Raw genomic sequence first — 18,435 nt, forward strand, 5'->3', positions numbered from 1 at the left:
CTACAGCGCGGCACGCGGCGTGGCCCGGCTGGGCGATCGGGCGATCGACGTCGCGATGGGCGTGACCAGGCGTTTGGCCGGCGAGCTCGCGGTGCGCGACGAGGTCGATCGCAGGCTGCGGCTGATGCGCGCGGCGGAGGACATCGGCCACCGCGAGCAGGTGGCTCTGGAAGAGGTGCGGGAGCTGCACGCGGAGTTCCGCGCCATCGCGCAGGGACTCGACGATTCCGCTCTCCGCGACCGCCTGCACCACGCCTGCGACCGGCTGGCCGGTCTCACCTCGAAGCCGGAGGAGACGCCGACGGCGAAGTTGACGCCGCGCGAACTCGACGTCCTGTCCCAGGTCGCCCTGGGCTGCACCAACGCCGAAGCGGGCAAGCGCCTGTCCCTGCGGCCGGAGACGGTCAAGGCCTACCTGCGCAGTGCGATGCACAAGCTCGAGGTCCACAACCGCCACGAAGCCGTGGTGGTCGCCCGCCGCCAGGGAATCCTGCCCTGACCTGCTCGTTCCCCATCGGGAAAATCCGTCGCTCCGGTCCGTCGACCTAGCTAACCTAGGATGAAACCTAGAGGCTCTAGGTTTTGGAGGGGCGGAGATGGCACGCGCGGGACTCACCGCGGAGCGGATCACCGAAGCAGCCGCCGACATGGCCGACGCCGAAGGCTTCGCCAACGTGACGATCTCGGCGCTGGCGCGGCACTTCGGCGTCAAGGACGCGAGCCTGTACTCGCACGTGCGCAACGTGGCCGAGCTGCGGGCGCGGGTCGCGGTCCTGGCCGCCGGAGAACTGGCCGACCGCATCGGCTCGGCGATCGCCGGCCGGGCGGGCCGCGACGCGCTCGTCGCGTTCGCCGACGCCTACCGGGCCTACGCGCTGGAACACCCCGGTCGCTACGCGGCGACCCAGATCCAGCTGGCCCCCGAGGCCGTCGCGAAATCCCGCGGGCACCTGCGCTGCATGGAGCTGCCGTACTCGCTGCTGCGCGCGTACGGGCTGGACGAACCTGCCATCACGGACGCGGTTCGCTTGCTGCGAAGCACTTTCCACGGTTACGCCCACCTCGCGGCCAGCGGCGGCTTCGGCCATTCCCGCTCGGTGCGGACGTCCTGGGAACAGGCCGTCCACGCCCTCCACATCGCACTGGAGAACTGGCCGTCCGAGCCAGGAGATTTGGACGACGCATGACCGACATCAAGACCGGCACCGCCGAGGTGCTGGGAGCGACGCTGCACTACGAAACGCGCGGCGACGGACCGGTGCTGCTGCTGATCCCCGGCGGTTCGGGAGATGCCGGCATCTTCGACGTGCTGGCGGACGACCTCGCCGATCAGTACACAGTGGTCAGCTACGACCCGAGGTGCTTTTCCCGAAGCAGCGCGGATTCCGCGCCGACCGGGCAGCAGGTCGAGGTTCACAGCGCCGACGCCCGGCGGATCCTCGACCTGGTCGCCCGGCCCGATGAGCCCACCTTCGTGCTCGGCACCAGTTCCGGGGCGATCGCCGCACTGGACCTGCTGGCGCACTTCCCGAACCCGCCGGAGCTGGTGGTCGCCCACGAACCGCCGTCGGTGGAACTGCTCCCCGACGCGGCCGAGCACCGGGCGTTCTTCCGCGAGGTGCGTGAGACCTACCTGCGCGACGGTGTGGCCGCCGCCATGGCTGTCATGGCGGCCGGAACCTCCGGCGGCGACGCTCCGGAACCCGCCGAGATCCCGCGAACCGAGGCGATGGACCGGATGGTGGAGAACATGCCGATCTTCCTCGAGCACGTCCTGACCCAGTTCACCGGTTACGTCCCCGACCTGGACGCCCTGCGGAGCAGGTCCGACCGCCTGGTCATGGCCGCAGGCCGCGATTCGGCGGGCCAGCTGCTGCGCAGGCCGGCCGAGCACATCGCGCAGCACACCGGGGCCGGGTTCGCGGAGTTCCCCGGCGGCCACGTCGGCGCGACCGAGCGCCCGCTGGAGTTCGCCGCGACCGTGCGCCGAGTGCTCGACGAACACCGCGCCGGCAACTCCCGAACGTAATTGCGAAGGGACGCTCCGCTACCGAAAATGTGGCGCGCGATACGCCCCAAAATCGGGGGTGCCCCCTTGCAGAACGGGCGTTGAACCCGCAGGCTTTTAACTACGCGCCGCTGACCTGCGAGAACAGCAGGCGCGGTGTCGGGTGGAGCGTCGGGGGTTCCATCCGGCATTCGGGGAAAGGGTGGGCGGCGGTCGGGGCCGCCCACCCACCGGAAATCGAATACTCATCCCTCGCACGAACCCCGCCCGGCTCACCAGCCGCTCGGTGCACACGCCGGAGTTCCCCTCACAGATGGGCCAGAGCTTCCGCGCGCCCGAGCACTCCGCCCGGTCCGGCCTAGAGTGGAGCCGGGAAGCCTGGGAGGGGGAGCGTCGATGGGCTCCGCGAAAAGATCATCGCGCGGTGGTTCGCGCGGGTGGCCCTACCCGCAGCGCAGCGCCATCGAGCAGCTCGGCGACATGGACCGCGACGACGCCCTCGCCTTCATGCGCCGGACCGGCGACCTGCTGATGGTCCACAAGTTCGGCGTCGACGAGCTCATGACCAAGCTGCGGATCTGGAGCGAGGAGTTCGAGTACTCCCACGAGCACGATCCGATCGAGCACATCACCTCGCGGATCAAGCGCCCGGAGGCGATCGCGGCCAAGCTCGCCCGGCGCGGGTTGCCGGTCGACCCGGCGGCGGCCCGCGAGCACCTCACCGACATCGCCGGCGTGCGCGTCGTGTGCCCGTTCATCTCCGACGTCTACCTCGTCCGCGATCTCCTCCGCCAGCACCAGATCGAGATCGTGCAGACCAAGGACTACATCGCCGAGCCGAAGCCGAACGGCTACCGCAGCCTGCACCTGATCATCAACGTGCCGGTGCACCTGTCCGACCGCACCGAGCAGGTCGCCGTCGAACTCCAGCTGCGCACCATCGCGATGGACTTCTGGGCGGCCGTCGAACACGAGTTGCTCTACAAGAGCGGCGGCGAGGTACCGGAGGGTTTCGCCGCCGAGCTCAAGGCGGCCGCCGAGACCGCTGCCGGACTCGACGCTCAGATGTCTTCGCTGCACGAGCGCAGCGAAGGGGCACCCGGTTAGAGGCGAAAGGCGTACGCCTCAGGTCGAACCGGAAACGAATTCCCACCCGTCACGGCTTGGGCGAATCGACGCCCGGGTGCGGCTCGGTCCAGCGGCCGCGGGTGAAGTCCGGGAAGTCGACCGGCGCACCACCGGCATCGACGGACTGCGCGCTCAGCGCGAACGGGGCGCTCCACGTGGCCGAGTCGTAGACGTCGATGTCCGGCGGCAGCCCCAGGTGCAAGGTCTGCGCGAGGCGGTAGAGCATCAGGTAGTCCATGCCGCCGTGCCCGCCAGGTCCGGGACCGACGTCCTTCCACAGCCAGTGGTCGTGCTCGGCGTAGTCGTCCCAGTTGCCCCACTCGTGCGGCGTGCCGGTGGGCTCCAGGTAGATCCGCGGCGGGTAGTCCTCGAACACACCTTTGGTGCCTTGAAGCTGGTTCAGCCTGCTGTAGGGGCGGCCGTTGGAGACGTCGTGCACGAGGTGGACGACGCGGCCCTGCTCGGTCTGGATCAGGCTCATCGTCGCGTCGCCCTTGACGTAGCGCTCCTGCCACGCCGGGTCGTCCGGCGGCAGGTTCTCCTGCCGATAGGCGGCCAGACCGCGTGCCGGAGTGCTCATCGAGGTGATCCGCACCAGCCGGTCGCCGCGGTTGACGTCCAGGTAGGCCGCGACCGGGCCGAGGCCGTGCGTCGGGTACAGGTCGCCGTTGAGCTTGGTGTGCCAGGCGCGCCGCCACTGCCCCGCGTAGTAGGTCTTGGAGAACAGCAGTTCGCGCAGATCGTGCAGGTAGGCACCCGCACCGTAGAGCAGATCGCCGAACATCCCGTCGTGGGCCATGCGCAGCACGCGCAACTCGTTCTGGCCGTAACAGCAGTTCTCCAGCTGGATGCAGTGCCGGCGGGTCTGCTCGGAGACGTCGACCAGCTCCCACAGCTCGTCGACGGTCACGCCGATCGGGCATTCGACGCCGACGTGCTTGCCGTTGCGCATGGCCGCCACCGCCATCGGCGCGTGCCACTCCCACGGCGTGGCGATGTAGGCGAAGTCGATGTCGTCCCTGGCGAGCATCTTCTCGAAGTCGTGCTCGCCCGCGCTGTACTTGGCCGGCTCGGGCCTGCCCTGCTCGACCACCGCGCGCGCTGCTTCCTCCACCGCTTCGGCGCTCGTGTCGCACACCGCGGTGATCGCGACGCCGTCCAGGGCCAGGAACAGCGGCAGCATGCTCGCACCGCGGTTGCCCAAGCCGATGATGCCGACGCGGACCGTCTCGTGCGCCTCGAACGGCACACCCATCATGGTTTCGCCCTTGGCCGCGGGCCACGCGCTCTGCGCTGTCGCGGCGGGGGCCAGACCGGCGAAGCTGAGCCCGGCCCCCGCCGCTGCGCTGGAGCGCAGCAGGGTCCGCCGGGACAGGGCGTTGCGCGGATGCTCGACCATAACGCCTCCTGCGTGAAACTGCGTGTATTCACCTCGATTCGCGCACAATCGCACATCGCATTTCGGGCCAGTACCGACGCGCGGCGGCTTCGCGGCTGATCCGTTCGGCGGCACGCGGCCGCAGCTCGCCGCAACCCGGTGGGCGACGTCCGCTGTAGTAGGTTGCCTGCGAACTGCGCGGAGGGGACTGGGCATGAACCGGCACGAACGGCTGAGCAAACTGCTGGACATCGTCGGCCAGCGCGAACGCGCCGACGTCGAGGAGCTGGCCGCCGAGCTCGACGTTTCCGCCGCCACCATCCGCCGCGACCTCGACCACCTGGCCGAGCAGCAGCTGCTGGCCCGCACCCGCGGCGGCGCGGTCGCCACCAGCATCGCCTACGACCTGCCGCTGCGGCACAAGGCCGCCCGGCACGCACCGGAGAAGCAGCGGATCAGCGCCGCGGCCGCGCGCTTGGCCCAGCCGGGCATGGTGATCGGGCTCAACGGCGGCACGACCACCACCGAGGTCGCGCGCAGCCTGGCCACCCGCGCGGACCTGGCCGAACCCGGCTCCCCCGGGCTCACCGTGGTTACCAACGCGCTCAACATCGCCAACGAGCTGGTGGTGCGGCCGCACATCAAGATCGTGGTCACCGGCGGTGTGGCGCGCCAGCAGTCCTTCGAGCTCACCGGGCCGCTGGCCACCCACATCCTGCAGGAGATCACCCTGGACCTGCTGTTCCTCGGCGTCGACGCGATCGATCCGGAGCACGGCGCTTACGCGCACCACGAGGGCGAGGCCAGCATCAACCGGTTGATGGCCTCGCGCGCGGCGCGGGTCGCCGTGGTCGCCGACAGCTCCAAGCTCAACCGGCGGGCGTTCGCCCAGATCTGCACCACCGACGCCATCGACACCCTGGTCACCAACACCGGCGTCGACGCCGAGGTGCTCGACGCCTTCGAGGCGGCTGGAACCACCGTGCTGACCGCCTGACTGCTCGATAGTGAGCAAATGGAGCATTGCTCGCTCAATTTCGATCGCCCTAAACTCGCGCTGTTTCCTCCGCCGACGCCTTCGGAAGGAACGCGCGATGACGCCGTCCGGTTCACCGGCCAGCCCTAGCGCTGGCGAGCACATGACCGCCACGACGGTCCACGGCGCGCTCCTCCGCGGCCGACCAGATCACGACTGTCCTCAGTACACAGTCAAGAACGATCTGAAACCTTGACCAGCGCAAGACCTTTCGCAACTCAGCGCAGAACAGGAGGTCGAGTAACTCCTGGAAGTCCTCGGAACCTGATCGCAATGAGGAGCGTGTCATGTCCGGAGCCTCCACCACGTTGAGCACCACTTCGCCCGTAGCCCGCCGGATCGCCATCGCCGCGGCGACCATCGGCGTGATCTACGGCTACGACATCGGCAACATCTCCGGCGCGCTGCTGTTCATCACCGACGAGATGGGCCTGTCCCCCTCGCTGCAGGGCAGCGTGACCACCGTGCTGGTCGCGGGCAACATCGTCGGCGCCCTGCTCGCAGGCAAGCTGGCCACCGCCATCGGCCGGAAGGCGACCATGCTGCTCGTGGTGGCCGGTTACGCGGTGTTCGCCGTCTGGTCCGGGCTGGTCTCCGACATCCTGTGGCTGGACGTCTCGCGGTTCTTCCTCGGCATCAGCATCGGCTTGTCCCTGGTGGTCACGCCGGTGTTCCTGGCCGAATCCGCGCCGGCCGCGGTCCGCGGCGCGCTGGTCGTCGGCTACCAGGTCGCCACCGTCACCGGCATCCTCATCGCCTACCTCGTCGACTGGAGCCTCGCCGGTTCCGGGAACTGGCGGCTGATGCTCGCGCTGTCGGCCGTGCCGTCGGTGCTGGTGCTGTTCCTGCTGGTGAAGTTGCCGGACACGGCGCGCTGGTACGTCCTCAAAGGACGCCACGAGGAAGCGCGGCGAACCCTGCAGCAGGTCGATCCCGGTGCGGACGTCGACCGGGAACTGGCCGAGATCCGCGCGGACATCGACAGCCGGCGCGGTGGGCAGCTCGCCGAGATGTTCCGCTCCCCCTACGCGACGGCCACGATGTTCGTGCTGGTCCTCGGTTTCCTGGTGCAGATCACCGGGATCAACGCGGTCACCTACTACAGCCCGATCATCTTCGAGGAGATGGGTTTCCAGGGCCACGCCACGGTGCTCGGGCTGCCCGCGATCGTGCAGGGCGCGGCGCTGCTGGCCACCATCGGTTCGCTGTTCGTGGTGGACCGGGTGGGGCGCCGACCGATCCTGCTGGGCGGGATCGCGACGATGATCGCGTCCAGCCTGGCGATGATCCTGGTGTTCGCCACCGATTCGCTGGACGGCGGCGGATCGTGGTGGGGCTTCGCGTCGATCCTGGTGTTCACCGCCGGGTTCAACTTCGGCTTCGGCTCGCTGGTGTGGGTGTTCGCCTCGGAGAGCTTCCCGGCACGCCTGCGCGCTCTCGGCGCTTCGCTGATGCTGACCGCGGACCTGGTGGCGAACCTGATCGTGGCCCAGTTCTTCCTGCCGCTCATGGACGGCCTGGGCGGTGCCCCCACGTTCGGCATCTTCCTCGCGCTGGCGGCAATCTCCTGGGTCTTCGTCTACCGGTTCGCCCCGGAGACGAAGGGCCGCTCCTTGGAGAGCATCCGCACCTACTGGGAGAACGGTGCCCGCTGGCCCCAGGACTGACGGGAACCGACTTGCAGCCTCGAACAGGTCGAGGACGCTGGGACGTAGGTCGATGCTGCGAGCGGAAGGGGTGACCAGGCGATGACCGGGCAATTGAGCGGGCGACGGGTGGCCATCCTCGCCGCCGACGGCGTCGAGCAGGTCGAGCTGGACCGGCCGCGCGCGGAGCTGGAGGAAGCCGGAGCACGTGCGGAGCTCCTCTCGACGCACCGCGGCGAGATCCAGGCCATGAACCACGACATCGACAAGGGCGACCGGTTCACCGTCGACCGCCAGGTCGCCGAAGCCGCTGCGGACGACTACGACGCCCTTGTCCTGCCGGGCGGCACGATCAACCCGGACAACCTGCGCCGCGACACCGACGCGGTGGCGTTCGTCCGGGACTTCGTCAACTCCGGCAAGCCCGTCGGCGCGATCTGCCACGGCCCGTGGACGCTGGTGGAGGCCGACGTGGTGCGCGGGCGCCGGCTGACCTCGTTCTTCAGCATCCGCACCGACCTCCGCAACGCAGGCGCTGAGGTGCTCGACGAGGAAGTGGTGGTCGACCGGAACCTCGTGACCAGCAGGCAACCGCGAGACCTGCCCGCGTTCAACGCGAAACTGGTCGAGCTGATCGCCGCCACCGAGCCCGTCGCGCGCACCTGACGCACGGCCTCCACCCGGCACCGGACAGAATCGGGCAGATCGCATCCGGGGCCAGGAGGAGAGCACGTGGGACAGCAGCGGGGCGTGGTGGCCGCGTTGGAGCGGCACCAGGTCGGGATCTACCTCGCGGCGATCGCCCTCGGTGCGCTCCTGGGCTGGTCAGCGCCCGTCGCGGGCAGCGGCCTCGAACCGCTCATCAATCCTGTGCTGGGCCTTTTGCTGTACGTGACGTTCTTGCAGGTCCCGGTCGCGGAGTTCGCGCAGTCGCTGCGCGCAGGGCGGTTCCTCGCAGCAGTGCTGGTGGTGAACTTCGTCGCGGTGCCACTGGTCGTCGCGATGCTGTTCGCGTTCCTGCCCGCTGATCGCGCCGTGCAGCTGGGAGTGCTGCTGGTCCTGCTCGCGCCGTGCGTGGACTACGTGATCGTGTTCTCCGGGCTGGCCGGTGCCAGCAGCCAGCGGTTGCTGGCCGCCACTCCCCTGCTGCTGGTCGCCCAGATGCTCCTGCTTCCGGTGTTCCTGGTGCTGTTCCTGGGACGTGGCCTGGTCGAGGTCGTGGAGGCCGGCCCGTTCGTCGAGGCGTTCCTGGTGCTGATCGTCGTTCCGCTCGCACTGGCCTGGGCCACGCAGGCGTGGGCGGCGCGGAAGCCGGCGGGCCGGGCCGTCTCCGACGCCGCGGGCGGGGCGATGGTGCCGCTGATGGCCGTGGCGCTGCTGACCGTGGTCGCCTCGCAGGTCCCGGCGCTCGACGGCCGGATCGGCGACGTGGCGCAGGTGGTCCCGCACTACGTCGCGTTCCTGGTGGTGATGCCGTTCGCCGGGATGGCGGTGGCGCGCCTGTTCGGACTGGACACATCGGACAGTCGTGCGGTGGTGTTCACCGGTGCGACGCGCAATTCGCTGGTCGTGCTGCCGTTGGCGCTCGCCCTGCCGGACCACCTGGCGGTGGCCGCGATCGTCGTGGTCGCCCAGACCTTGGTCGAGGTCATCGGCATGGTGGTCTACGTGCGGGCGATCCCGCGCCTGCTGCCCGCTGCGCGCTGACCGCGCGGGGCGCATCCTGGTGCCAGTACATCCGATTCGACGGGATCGCGCATGTCGCACCGCACGTGTTCGCGACGGGAGTTCCTGGCGGTCGCTGCCGTGCTGCTCACCGCGTGCGGGCAGCGACCGCGGAACCAACCGCTGCCCGACTGGATGCTCACGCCGGACAACGCCGAAGATCCGGACCTGGTGCGCGACATGCTGGTCATCCAGGACCTTCTGGTACGACACGGCGAAATCCGGCGCGAGGTCCAGCACTACTCGTACGGGATCCGCGCGACGACCACCAGTCCGGCCGCCGATCTCGCCGCGCGCATCCGCGAACACGTCGACCAGATGCGGTCGCGGTTGCGGCGAGGCGCGGCGATCCGGCAGGAAGATCCCCTGTTCGCAGCGGTTTTCGCGCACCACCAGGCGGTGGACCTGCAGGTGGAGCGGCTGCCCGGCGGGGTGCGGGTGACCGAGGTGTCCGACGACCCGGTCACCGTGATGCTGTTGCGGCAGCACGCCGTTCACGCGGTCTCGGAGTTCGTCGCTGGCGGGATCGACCGAGCGCGTCAGCCGACCCCGCTCCCGCCTGGCTACCCTGGCTGAGACGGCTCCGGCGGATTGAACCTGGCTCAGGACACCCCCGCGGACGGTGCACCCCGGTGCCCCCGCTACCGCCGACCTGGTGCCGTCTCCCCCTCCACGAGGGGTTCGAGTCGAAATGGATGGCAGGTCAACACGTGTTAGAACACCGATCGGCAGCAATGGTGCAAGCCGGGCGGACACCAGCGGGCGCGGGCAACCCGGACAACGCCGGCGGCGTACCCGACATCAGCGCGGAGCTCTACCGCGACGTCGTGGGTTTCGCCGCCGGGACTCCGGAATGGGTGCAGTCCTTCGCCGCTTTCTTCACCGAGGCGGCACTGGTGCTGCTCTTCGGCTTCTTGCTGCTCTCCTGCTGGCGAGCACGACGGATGCCCGCGCGATCGATGGCGATCGCGCTGCTCGGCGTGGTGGCTGTGGGGGTGGCCTACGCGCTGAGCGAGATCCTCAAGTCGTTGATCCAGGAGAACCGGCCGTGCCGGGCGATGCACGTGACGACCATCGTGGAGTGCCCGGCGCCGGGTGACTGGTCCTTCCCCAGCAACCACTCGGTCATCGCGGGCGCTGCGGCGATCGGCGTGCTGGTCGCTTGGCGGAAGCTCGGCATCCCGGCCCTGCTCCTCGCGATGGGCGCGGCGTTCTCCCGGGTCTTCGTCGGCGCCCACTACCCGCACGACGCGCTGGTGGGCCTGCTCTTCGGTGCGCTCGTGTCGGCGGTCGTGGTCCTGCTGCTGGCCGGGGTCGTCGCGCAGCTGGTCCTGAGGCTCAGGGGGAACCGGGCGACCGGACGCGCGCTGTCCGCGGACAGCGAGGCCGAGCAGCCGACCATGCAGATCCCCCGGATCTGACGAACCGGGGTTGCGGGGCGGGCTGGACTTCCAGCCCGCCCCGTTCTCGCATCCGGCCCCTCGACCGGCGGGCGAAAAACCAGTTGCCGTCCGCTGTGGACTCCTGCTGCAATCTCCGCACCAGTTCGCACGGATGAGGAGGAACTCATGCGCACAGCCACGTCCCGACCGCAGGAAATCGCCACCTACGCGAAGGACGTTGGAACTCGTGCGCACGTTGAACTTGGGGATCCTGGCCCACGTCGACGCCGGTAAGACCAGCCTGACCGAACGGCTGCTGCACACCGCCGGAGTGATCGACCAGGTCGGCAGCGTCGATCGCGGTGACACCCGGACCGATTCGCTCGCCTTGGAGCGGCAGCGGGGCATCACCATCAAGTCGGCGGTGGTCTCGTTCGTCGTCGGCGACGTCGCCGTCAACCTGATCGACACGCCCGGCCATCCGGACTTCATCGCCGAGGTGGAGCGGGTGCTCAACGTCCTCGACGGCGCCGTGCTGGTGATCTCGGCCGTCGAAGGCGTCCAGGCGCAGACCCGCGTGCTCATGCGGACGCTGCAACGCCTGGGCATCCCGACGCTCGTGTTCGTCAACAAGGTCGACCGGCGCGGGGCCCAGGTCGATCGGGTGTTGCAGGACATCGCGGACAAGCTGACACCGGCGATCGTCCCGATGGGCGCCGTGCTCGACGCCGGCACGCGCAGCGCGGCCTTCGCCCCGCACACCGCGGTCGCGGTGGACGTGCTCGCCGAGCACGACGACGCGTTGCTGGCCGGGTACGTCGCCGACGAGGCGATCCCGCCCGGACGACTCCACCGCGCGCTGGCAGAGCAGGCGAAGCAGGCGCTGGTGCACCCGGTCTACTGCGGGTCGGCCACCACGGGGGCTGGCGTGCCCTCGCTGGTGGAGGGCATCGCGGAGTTGCTGCCGGCCGCGGAAGGCGACGCGGACGGCCCTACGACGGGCACGGTGTTCAAGGTCGAACGCGGTCCGGCCGGCGAGAAGATCGCCTACGCCCGCATGTTCTCGGGCACCTTGCGCACCCGCGATCGGCTGCCGGGCTGCGATGAGCAGAAGGTCACCGCGATCAGCGTCTTCGACCGAGGAGCGGCAACGCGCAGCGATTCGGTCAGCGCCGGTCACATCGGCAAGTTGTGGGGCCTCACCGACGTCCGGGTCGGCGATGCCATCGGCACACCTCAGCGGTCGTCGGAGCACCACTTCGCACCGCCGACTCTGGAAGCTGCGGTCGTCCCGCGCCGCCACGCGGACAAGGGTGCGCTGCACGTCGCGCTCACCCAGCTCGCCGAGCAGGACCCGCTGATCGACCTGCGGCAGGACGACGTGCGCCAGGAGATCTCCGTGTCGCTGTACGGCGAGGTGCAGAAGGAGGTCGTCCAGGCGACGCTGGCCGCCGAGTTCGGCATCGACGTCGATTTCCGCGACACGATCACCATCTGCGTCGAGCGTCCCCTCGGCACTGGTGCGGCGGTCGAGGCGATCGGCGACGAGCACAACCCGTTCCTGGCCACCGTCGGCCTACAGGTCGAGCCCGCGCCCAGCGGCGCAGGCGTGGACTTCCAGCTGGGCGTGGAGCTCGGTTCGATGCCGCCCGCGTTCTTCACCGCGGTCGAGGAGGCGGTGCGCAACACGCTGCGCCAAGGGCTCTGCGGCTGGCAGGTCACCGACTGCGCGGTGACCATGACGCACGCCGGCTACTGGGCGCGCCAGAGCCGGGCGCACGGCACGTTCGACAAGAGCATGTCCAGCACCGCGGGCGATTTCCGCAACCTGACCCCGCTGGTGCTGATGAGCGCGCTGAGACGGGCGGGGACGGCCGTGCACGAGCCACTGCACCGCTTCCACCTCGACATCCCGTCCGAGGCGCTCAGCACGGTCGCCAGGGCAGTGGCCCGGCTACAAGGCGTACCGCAGGCGACGACCACGCGCGGTGCGTCGTGCCAGCTGGAAGGTGAGCTGCCGGCTGCCCACGTGCACGAGCTTCAGCAGAAGCTGCCTGGCCTCACCCGCGGTGAGGGCGTGCTGGAAACCTGGTTCGCCCGCTACGCACCCGTCCGCGGCGAGCCCCCGGCGCGACCGCGCGCCGACCACAACCCGCTCGACCGGGAGGAGTACCTGCTGCGCGTGGCCCACCGCACCGCCTGACCTCCGCGCACCCGGCGACCAACGCCGGTCGGACCTACACTCCGTGGACTGGTGAGGACTTCCGCTCGCGCCCGACGGGCGCTCGGCGGGTCTACTCGTTTCCTGGAGCAACGATGGCTGAGCAGCAGCAACGCCGTCACGGCTACCGACGAGGGCTCGGCGGCGAGATGCTCGCCGAGTTCCTGGGCACGTTCGTCCTGATCCTGCTGGGGTGCGCCTCGGTGGCGGTCGCGGTCGCCGGGTTGCCCGGCTCCGGTCGGCAATCCGACGCGTTCGGCCCCGGGAACTGGCTGATCATCGCCTTCGGCTGGGGATTCGCGGTGGTGTTCGGCGTCTACGTCGCGGGCGGGGTGAGCGGCGCGCACATCAACCCCGCCGTCACCCTCGCCTTCGCGTTCCGGCGGGCCTTCCCCTGGCGGAAGGTCGTGCCCTACATGTTCGCCCAGCTGGTCGGCGCGTTCATCGCGGCGGCACTGGTGTTCGCCTCCTACAGCTGGGCGATCAACGCGTTCAACATCAAGGCCGGGCTGGCGCGGAACCAGTCGCTGGACACCTTCGCCATCTTCGCCACCTTCCCCGCCAAGTACTTCGACGGGTCGTGGTGGGGCCCGCTGCTCGACCAGATCGTCGGCACCGCGATCCTGGTGCTGCTGATCTTCGCCCTCATCGACACGCGCAACACCGCGCCGACGGCCAACATGGGCCCGTTCATGATCGGCATGGCGGTCACCGTCATCGGCATGACCTTCGGCCCGAACGCCGGATACGCGATCAACCCGGCGCGCGACCTCGGCCCGCGGCTGTGGACGTTCCTGAGCGGCTGGGGCGAGATCGCACTGCCCGGCTCCTACCAGTGGTTCAGCTGGTACTTCTGGATCCCCATCGTCGGCCCGCTGGTCGGCGGGGTGATCGGCGCCGTGGTCTACGACCTGTTCATCGGCAGCGTGGTCGCAGCCCGCACCGCGCCGGAACCGGGCCGCACCAGCGACCAGCCGCCGCCGGCGGAGTGATCAGCACCGGTTTGCCGCGGGTGCGCGCGGGTACCCGCGCGGTGCGTCCGAGATCCTGCGCCGAGGAGGACATCATGACCAGCTCACTGCCCCGGCCGAGCATGGGACTGGCGGACATCTTCCAGATGTTCGAAGGCGAATGGCCGTTCGGCGAACGCCACGCGATGCGCGTCGAGACGTTCACCGAGGCAAACGAGTTCGTGCTCCGCTGCGAACTGCCGGGAGTGGATCCCGACAACGACATCCACATCAACGTCGAGGGCAACCAGCTCAAGATCAAGGCCGAGCGCAAGCGCGAGGAGCGCACCGACCGCCACACCGAGTTCTACTACGGCGACTACAGCCGGACGATGCTCCTGCCGATGAGCTGCAACACCGACGACATCAAGGCGGAGTACGAGGCGGGCATCCTCACCGTCCGCATACCCCGCCAGGAATCCCAGATCACCAAGGAAATCCCAGTGGCCCGCAAGGGCAAGTGACCACCAGAGGGGCGGTCGGTTCCGAGACGAATCGACCGCCCCCCGAACGACGGGCGAATCCCTGAGAAACCGACCAGATCATCACCCCGCGCAGCGAGCCACCCGAACCGACGCAGCGCCCGCGCGAGGTACTCGGTGTCCGCCGCCAGACCACCAATGCGTCCGATGTGGACGTTCTCCAGCGAGAGCTGCTCGACCTCGAACGCCAACTCGTCCTGCACCGCCCGCATCGCCGAGACCATCTGCGCCGGCGTGTCGATCCGCACCCGCAGGGATTCGGACATGCCCTGGTTTGCAGCCGCGGAGTGCCGAAACGCGAAGGCGACCACGCACGAGGTGCACGGCCTGACTGCTACCGGGAGAGCCGGATCGACCTCGCCCAGGCGCGCACCTTCCTCGACTTCATCAACGCGCAAACCTTGACCGCACCAGGTTCGGACTGCCCCTCCCATCCATTCCTGGACGACATGGCTGAATCTGCTCCACTCAGGAAAGAAGCCGCGGCGGTGCTGAACGCACCGAACCACTTCACCGTTGAAAACCGCGAAGATCCCTCCTGCGGTCTGTCCTTCTCGCATCGCTCTTCCCGTCCTGCGGCAGCGGCCGCATGGGATATGCACCTGCGTCGAGCACCGTTCAAGCCCTCGAGCTCGGAATGCGCCTGCGCGAGCGACGCGAGCAGCTCGGCCTGACCGCCGCTGCCGTCGGCAGGCAGACGGGCATCGGCGGCAACAACATGTCCTCCATCGAGGTCGCCAAGCGCAAGCTCACAGCAGCGAAGCTCGACGAGCTCGCCCACGTCCACGAGCTCTCCGACGACGAACGAACCGAGCTCGAACAGCTCAGAACCCAAGCCGAACGACGCGAGTGGTGGGACGACTACTCCCGCCTCTACTCAGAGGACTTCCTGCGCTTCTTGGGCTTGGAAGCCGGCGCTGCGGCGATCCGCGAATACGCGCCGGAGACCGTCCCCGGCCCGCTGCAGACCGAGGACTACGCCCGGGCGATGATTCGCGGCGGCTCTCCCTACATCAAGCCGGTCGACGTCTCCCCTCGTGTCGAGTCGCGACTCGCGCGTCAATCCCGCTTGCACGGCCCTGATCCAGTCAACGCCGCGACCACCTCAAGATCCACGTCATGCCGTACACCGCTGGTGCACATCCGATGATCGGCGGCGGTCTTCTGATCCTGTCCTTCGCTTCGCGCTGGCTCCCCGACATGGCCTGGCAGGAAGCGGTGACCACAGGATCATTGATCGACAAGCCGCACGTCGTTCGAGAACTGACCGCGAGCTTCGAGGAGGCGCTGGAGCGAGCTCTGGATCTGGACGAATCTCTTGAGATGATCAGTCAGGTCCGCGAGGAGATGGAGGGACCGTGAGCACTTCCACACCTGACAAGCCGTTGGCAACCTGGTTCAAGAGCTCGTACAGCAACCCTTCGCAGCTTGCGTCGAGGTTCGCTTCACCGGCGATGTCGTGCAGATCCAGGACTCCAAGGACCTGGACGCAAGCCCAGCTGGCATTCTGACCGGCAGCGACGTCCAGTTGCTGCACGAAGTTTCGCCGACGCTGTCGTTCTCGAGCGACGAGTGGATTGCCTTCATCGACCGCGTTCGCGCCGGGGAGCTCGACTTACCCGGGTTTTCCGCGACTGCTGCTTGATTGCCCTGTTCTGGGCGCTTGGGGTCGTGAGTGCGTAACAGTGCTCGAACACTGTTACGCACTCACGACCCTTTTCTTGTGAGTGCAGTCGGCCCAGCTTTCGGGCATCGATATCCGTGGCCGCGCTCCCCTGCCACGGGTGCCGCCGTCCCGTCCACAGCGTCACCCGGGGGGGTGACCAGCGGGACCTCTTGATCGACTGCGGCGCGTATGCCGAGGTGGGGCGCGGGGCGGGTTGGCCAAACCGATTAGGTGCGGGTCATGGGCTTGTAAATGTGATGAACAGAGGGTGTCGTTTCGGGGCTCTGGGGCTTACGCTGTGGACGTCTCGAACGCTCCTAGCGCGGCGCACCCGGCGCGCCTTGCGCGGCAGCGTGCGAATGTCGATCAGGACAGGAGTTGCAAGTTGAGCGAGCCGACGTACTACGCGCCTGAAGGTGGCCTGCCGTCGCAGACGACGCTGCTGACCGACCGGGCCGTCGTGAAGGAGGCGTACACCGTCATCCCTCGCGGCGTCCTCCGCGACATCGTCACCAGCAACCTGCCGGGGTGGACCAACACCCGCTCGTGGATCCTGGCCCGGCCCATCGCCGGCTTCGCCACCACGTTCGCGCAGTACATCGTCGAGGTCTCGCCGGGCGGCGGCAGCACGCAGCCGGAACCGGAGAGCGGCGTGGAGTCGGTGCTGTTCCTGCTCACCGGCGCGCTCGACGTGGTCATCGAGGGCGAGAAGCACCAGCTGACCGCGGGTGGCTACGCCTACCTGCCGGCCGGGGCGAGCTGGTCGGTGGCCAACGAGTCCGACGCGGTGGCCAGCTTCCAGTGGGTGCGCAAGGCCTACGAGGCGGTCGAGGGCATCCCGGCGCCGAAGCCGTTCGCGGTGCAGGAGCAGGACATCGAGCCGACGCCGATGCCCGACACCGACGGTGCTTGGGCGACCACGCGGTTCGTCGACCCGAACGACATGTCGCACGACATGCACGTCAACATCGTGACGTTCGAGCCGGGCGCGGCCATCCCGTTCGCCGAGACGCACGTGATGGAGCACGGCCTCTACGTCCTCGAGGGCAAGGCCGTCTACCGCCTCAACGACGACTGGGTGGAGGTCGAGGCGGGCGACTTCATGTGGCTGCGCGCCTTCTGCCCGCAGGCCTGCTACGCCGGTGGCCCCGGCAAGTTCCGCTACCTGCTGTACAAGGACGTCAACCGCCAGATCAAGCTGACCTGATCTCCTGCGATGGCCCGGCGGAACGCTCCGCCGGGCCGACGTCAACTCCCCAGGAACTCGGCCAACCGGCCGCGAGCGCGGGCTGCGTAGCGATCGGGGTCCAGATGCGCCATGCCGAGGAACCACACCAGCCCTTCGAGTTCGCGTGCGCGGTGGAACGGGGCGAGATCTGCTGGTTCGCAAACTGCTTCGCCGATCACCTCGGCGTACGCGCGGAGCGCGGTGGGCGCGTCGGCGCCGAAATTCCCGGCCAGCACGGCGAGATCCCACTCCCTGGGCCCGCGGCAGGCCTCCTCGAAGTCCGTCCACCGCCACTGCCCGTCCGCCAGCGGCAAGTTGCCCGGATGGGCATCGCCGTGCAGAACACCATCGGCGCCGCCGACTCCGTCGAGCTCCGCGAGCACTGCTTCGTGCTGCGCCCGCAGCTCTTTCAGCTCGCCCGCGGCGAGGACGTCCGCTCGTTCCAGCGCCGCGAGTCCATCGTGGATCTGGTCCGCGGCCGGGGTCAGCCACGGCAGCTCGGCCGGGCAGTCGGCCAGCGCGAGGTGCAACCGGGCCAAGGCCGTTCCGCTGGCCACCGCGTCCGCCCGCTGCGATGAGCACGGCAGGTAGCTCCACAAGCTCACCCAGAACCCGTCGCGTTCGTGCGGCCCCGGGTCCACTCCGGACGCCGGCGGGATGACCGCTGCACCTCGCCGAGCCGCGTGCGATGCGACCGAGACCTCCCGGGCCAGCCAGGCCGACGGGTCGCGGCGGGTCCACGCGGTCAACGTGGCGACCCGGGCGACGACGGGCTCCGGAGCCAGCCGCACGACCAAGTTGCCCCGATCGGACACCACCCGCGGATCTCCGCACGGCAGGCCGAAGCTCCGCGCGACGGCCAGTGCTGCGGTCAGACCTGCGCGGGTGCGCTCGTCGTCGTTCGGGGTCATCTGCCCAGTATCCGGCGGTGGGCAACCGGTTTTCGGAAATGCCGCGACAAACCGGAACAGCCGGCTCTAAGCTCCTCCCGATCGTCGCGCTTGTCTTCTCCCCGGTGGCACCGCCGGGACCGTGCGGGCGGCGCCATCGTTGGAGGATGCCTTGACCGCGCAAGACGACCTGATCACGCGCCCGATCACCGGGACCGACGAGCTCGACCTGTTCTGCCGGATCCCCTACACCCTCAACGAGGAGCTGGCCGACGACCTGGCCTCCGGGCGCCGGCGTCCGGAGTGGATGTGGGTTGCGCTGCGCGGCGACCGGTTGTTGGCGCGAGCGGCCTGGTGGAGCCGGCCGGGCGACGACGCACCCGTGGTCCTCGACGTCGTGGACGTCGACGCGGCGGAATCCGATCGCGTGGACATCGGCGTGCAGCTCCTGCGCACCGCGATGACCGCCGCTCTTCCGACGGGTTCGCGTCCTCCCGGGTACAGCCGCTTCGTCGAACCCGATTGGCGCGGCACCCCGGCGGGCAAGCAGGTCGTCGACGACCGGATGGCCGTGCTGGAGCGGCTCGGCGCCGAGCTCTTCGTCGAGCGGGTGCGCTTCGAGTGGCGTCCGGGAT

The 18,435-nt window shown here is 69.1% G+C and carries 17 protein-coding genes and 3 pseudogenes; 18 read left to right on the plus strand and 2 right to left on the minus strand.

Annotated features, from left to right (window positions below; genetic code table 11):
- The 4 genes from OU415_RS34985 to OU415_RS35000 form a co-directional block, all read left to right on the plus strand.
- A partial coding sequence (locus tag OU415_RS34985) for a helix-turn-helix transcriptional regulator (RefSeq protein WP_270953894.1) occupies positions 1 to 499 on the plus strand: 499 nt, incomplete at its 5' end.
- 97 nt (positions 500 to 596) lie between these two features.
- Entirely contained in the window at positions 597 to 1,187 is a 591-nt protein-coding gene (locus OU415_RS34990; RefSeq protein WP_270953895.1) for a TetR/AcrR family transcriptional regulator, read from the plus strand.
- Positions 1,184 to 2,029 (plus strand): alpha/beta fold hydrolase, encoded by an 846-nt coding sequence (locus tag OU415_RS34995; RefSeq protein WP_270953896.1) that lies wholly within the window; start codon positions 1,184 to 1,186, stop codon positions 2,027 to 2,029. The genes OU415_RS34990 and OU415_RS34995 overlap by 4 nt, the downstream gene beginning before the upstream one ends.
- 375 nt (positions 2,030 to 2,404) lie before the next feature.
- Positions 2,405 to 3,115: a GTP pyrophosphokinase gene (locus tag OU415_RS35000; RefSeq protein WP_270953897.1), complete on the plus strand. Its 711-nt coding sequence runs from the start codon at positions 2,405 to 2,407 to the stop codon at positions 3,113 to 3,115.
- A gap of 49 nt (positions 3,116 to 3,164) precedes the next feature.
- Here OU415_RS35000 and OU415_RS35005 read toward each other — a convergent pair whose 3' ends face one another.
- The gene (locus tag OU415_RS35005; RefSeq protein WP_270953898.1) at positions 3,165 to 4,535 is read right to left on the minus strand and encodes a Gfo/Idh/MocA family oxidoreductase; all 1,371 of its coding nucleotides are present in this window, start codon (positions 4,533 to 4,535) and stop codon (positions 3,165 to 3,167) included.
- A gap of 193 nt (positions 4,536 to 4,728) precedes the next feature.
- Here OU415_RS35005 and OU415_RS35010 point away from each other — a divergent pair, with 193 nt between their 5' ends.
- The 13 genes and pseudogenes from OU415_RS35010 to OU415_RS35070 all read left to right on the plus strand — a co-directional run bounded on the left by OU415_RS35010 (position 4,729) and on the right by OU415_RS35070 (position 16,889).
- The gene (locus OU415_RS35010) at positions 4,729 to 5,511 is read left to right on the plus strand and encodes a DeoR/GlpR family DNA-binding transcription regulator (protein WP_270953899.1); all 783 of its coding nucleotides are present in this window, start codon (positions 4,729 to 4,731) and stop codon (positions 5,509 to 5,511) included.
- Positions 5,512 to 5,816: 305 nt separating this feature from the next.
- Positions 5,817 to 7,217: pseudogene (locus OU415_RS35015) on the plus strand (sugar porter family MFS transporter); the annotation flags it as partial.
- 81 nt (positions 7,218 to 7,298) lie between these two features.
- The gene (locus OU415_RS35020) at positions 7,299 to 7,862 is read left to right on the plus strand and encodes a type 1 glutamine amidotransferase domain-containing protein (protein ID WP_270953900.1); all 564 of its coding nucleotides are present in this window, start codon (positions 7,299 to 7,301) and stop codon (positions 7,860 to 7,862) included.
- Positions 7,863 to 7,928: 66 nt separating this feature from the next.
- A complete protein-coding gene (locus tag OU415_RS35025) occupies positions 7,929 to 8,903 on the plus strand; it encodes an arsenic resistance protein (protein ID WP_270953901.1) in 975 nt (324 codons plus the stop codon).
- Between the two features lie 51 nt (positions 8,904 to 8,954).
- Positions 8,955 to 9,497: a hypothetical protein gene (locus OU415_RS35030; RefSeq protein ID WP_270953902.1), complete on the plus strand. Its 543-nt coding sequence runs from the start codon at positions 8,955 to 8,957 to the stop codon at positions 9,495 to 9,497.
- A 158-nt stretch (positions 9,498 to 9,655) separates the two neighbouring features.
- Positions 9,656 to 10,342, plus strand: coding sequence for a phosphatase PAP2 family protein (locus OU415_RS35035; RefSeq protein ID WP_270953903.1), 687 nt, complete (start codon positions 9,656 to 9,658; stop codon positions 10,340 to 10,342).
- A 208-nt stretch (positions 10,343 to 10,550) separates the two neighbouring features.
- Positions 10,551 to 12,506, plus strand: a complete 1,956-nt coding sequence (locus tag OU415_RS35040) for an elongation factor G (RefSeq protein WP_270953904.1) — start codon at positions 10,551 to 10,553, stop codon at positions 12,504 to 12,506.
- 113 nt (positions 12,507 to 12,619) lie between these two features.
- Positions 12,620 to 13,516, plus strand: a complete 897-nt coding sequence (locus tag OU415_RS35045) for an MIP/aquaporin family protein (RefSeq protein ID WP_270953905.1) — start codon at positions 12,620 to 12,622, stop codon at positions 13,514 to 13,516.
- 74 nt (positions 13,517 to 13,590) lie between these two features.
- Positions 13,591 to 13,998 carry an Hsp20/alpha crystallin family protein gene (locus OU415_RS35050; RefSeq protein ID WP_270953906.1) on the plus strand — a complete coding sequence of 136 codons (408 nt, stop codon included), beginning with the start codon at positions 13,591 to 13,593 and terminating at the stop codon, positions 13,996 to 13,998.
- Positions 13,999 to 14,165: 167 nt separating this feature from the next.
- Positions 14,166 to 14,690 carry a hypothetical protein gene (locus OU415_RS35055; RefSeq protein WP_270953908.1) on the plus strand — a complete coding sequence of 175 codons (525 nt, stop codon included), beginning with the start codon at positions 14,166 to 14,168 and terminating at the stop codon, positions 14,688 to 14,690.
- Positions 14,654 to 15,378, plus strand: a pseudogene (locus OU415_RS35060) (helix-turn-helix domain-containing protein). The gene OU415_RS35055 and the pseudogene OU415_RS35060 overlap by 37 nt, the downstream one beginning before the upstream one ends.
- Positions 15,379 to 15,475: 97 nt before the next feature.
- A complete protein-coding gene (locus tag OU415_RS35065) occupies positions 15,476 to 15,661 on the plus strand; it encodes a hypothetical protein (protein ID WP_270953910.1) in 186 nt (61 codons plus the stop codon).
- 406 nt (positions 15,662 to 16,067) lie between these two features.
- Entirely contained in the window at positions 16,068 to 16,889 is an 822-nt protein-coding gene (locus OU415_RS35070; protein ID WP_270953912.1) for a bifunctional allantoicase/(S)-ureidoglycine aminohydrolase, read from the plus strand.
- Positions 16,890 to 16,930: 41 nt separating this feature from the next.
- Here OU415_RS35070 and OU415_RS35075 read toward each other — a convergent pair whose 3' ends face one another.
- On the minus strand, positions 16,931 to 17,821 hold the full coding sequence (locus OU415_RS35075) for an aminoglycoside phosphotransferase family protein (protein ID WP_270953913.1): 891 nt from the start codon (positions 17,819 to 17,821) through the stop codon (positions 16,931 to 16,933).
- 151 nt (positions 17,822 to 17,972) lie between these two features.
- On the opposite strand from OU415_RS35075, the pseudogene OU415_RS35080 reads away from it, so the two are divergent.
- Positions 17,973 to 18,435: pseudogene (locus tag OU415_RS35080) on the plus strand (hypothetical protein); the annotation flags it as partial.

Source organism: Saccharopolyspora oryzae, assembly GCF_027853915.1.
GTDB classification, from domain to species: domain Bacteria; phylum Actinomycetota; class Actinomycetes; order Mycobacteriales; family Pseudonocardiaceae; genus Saccharopolyspora; species Saccharopolyspora oryzae.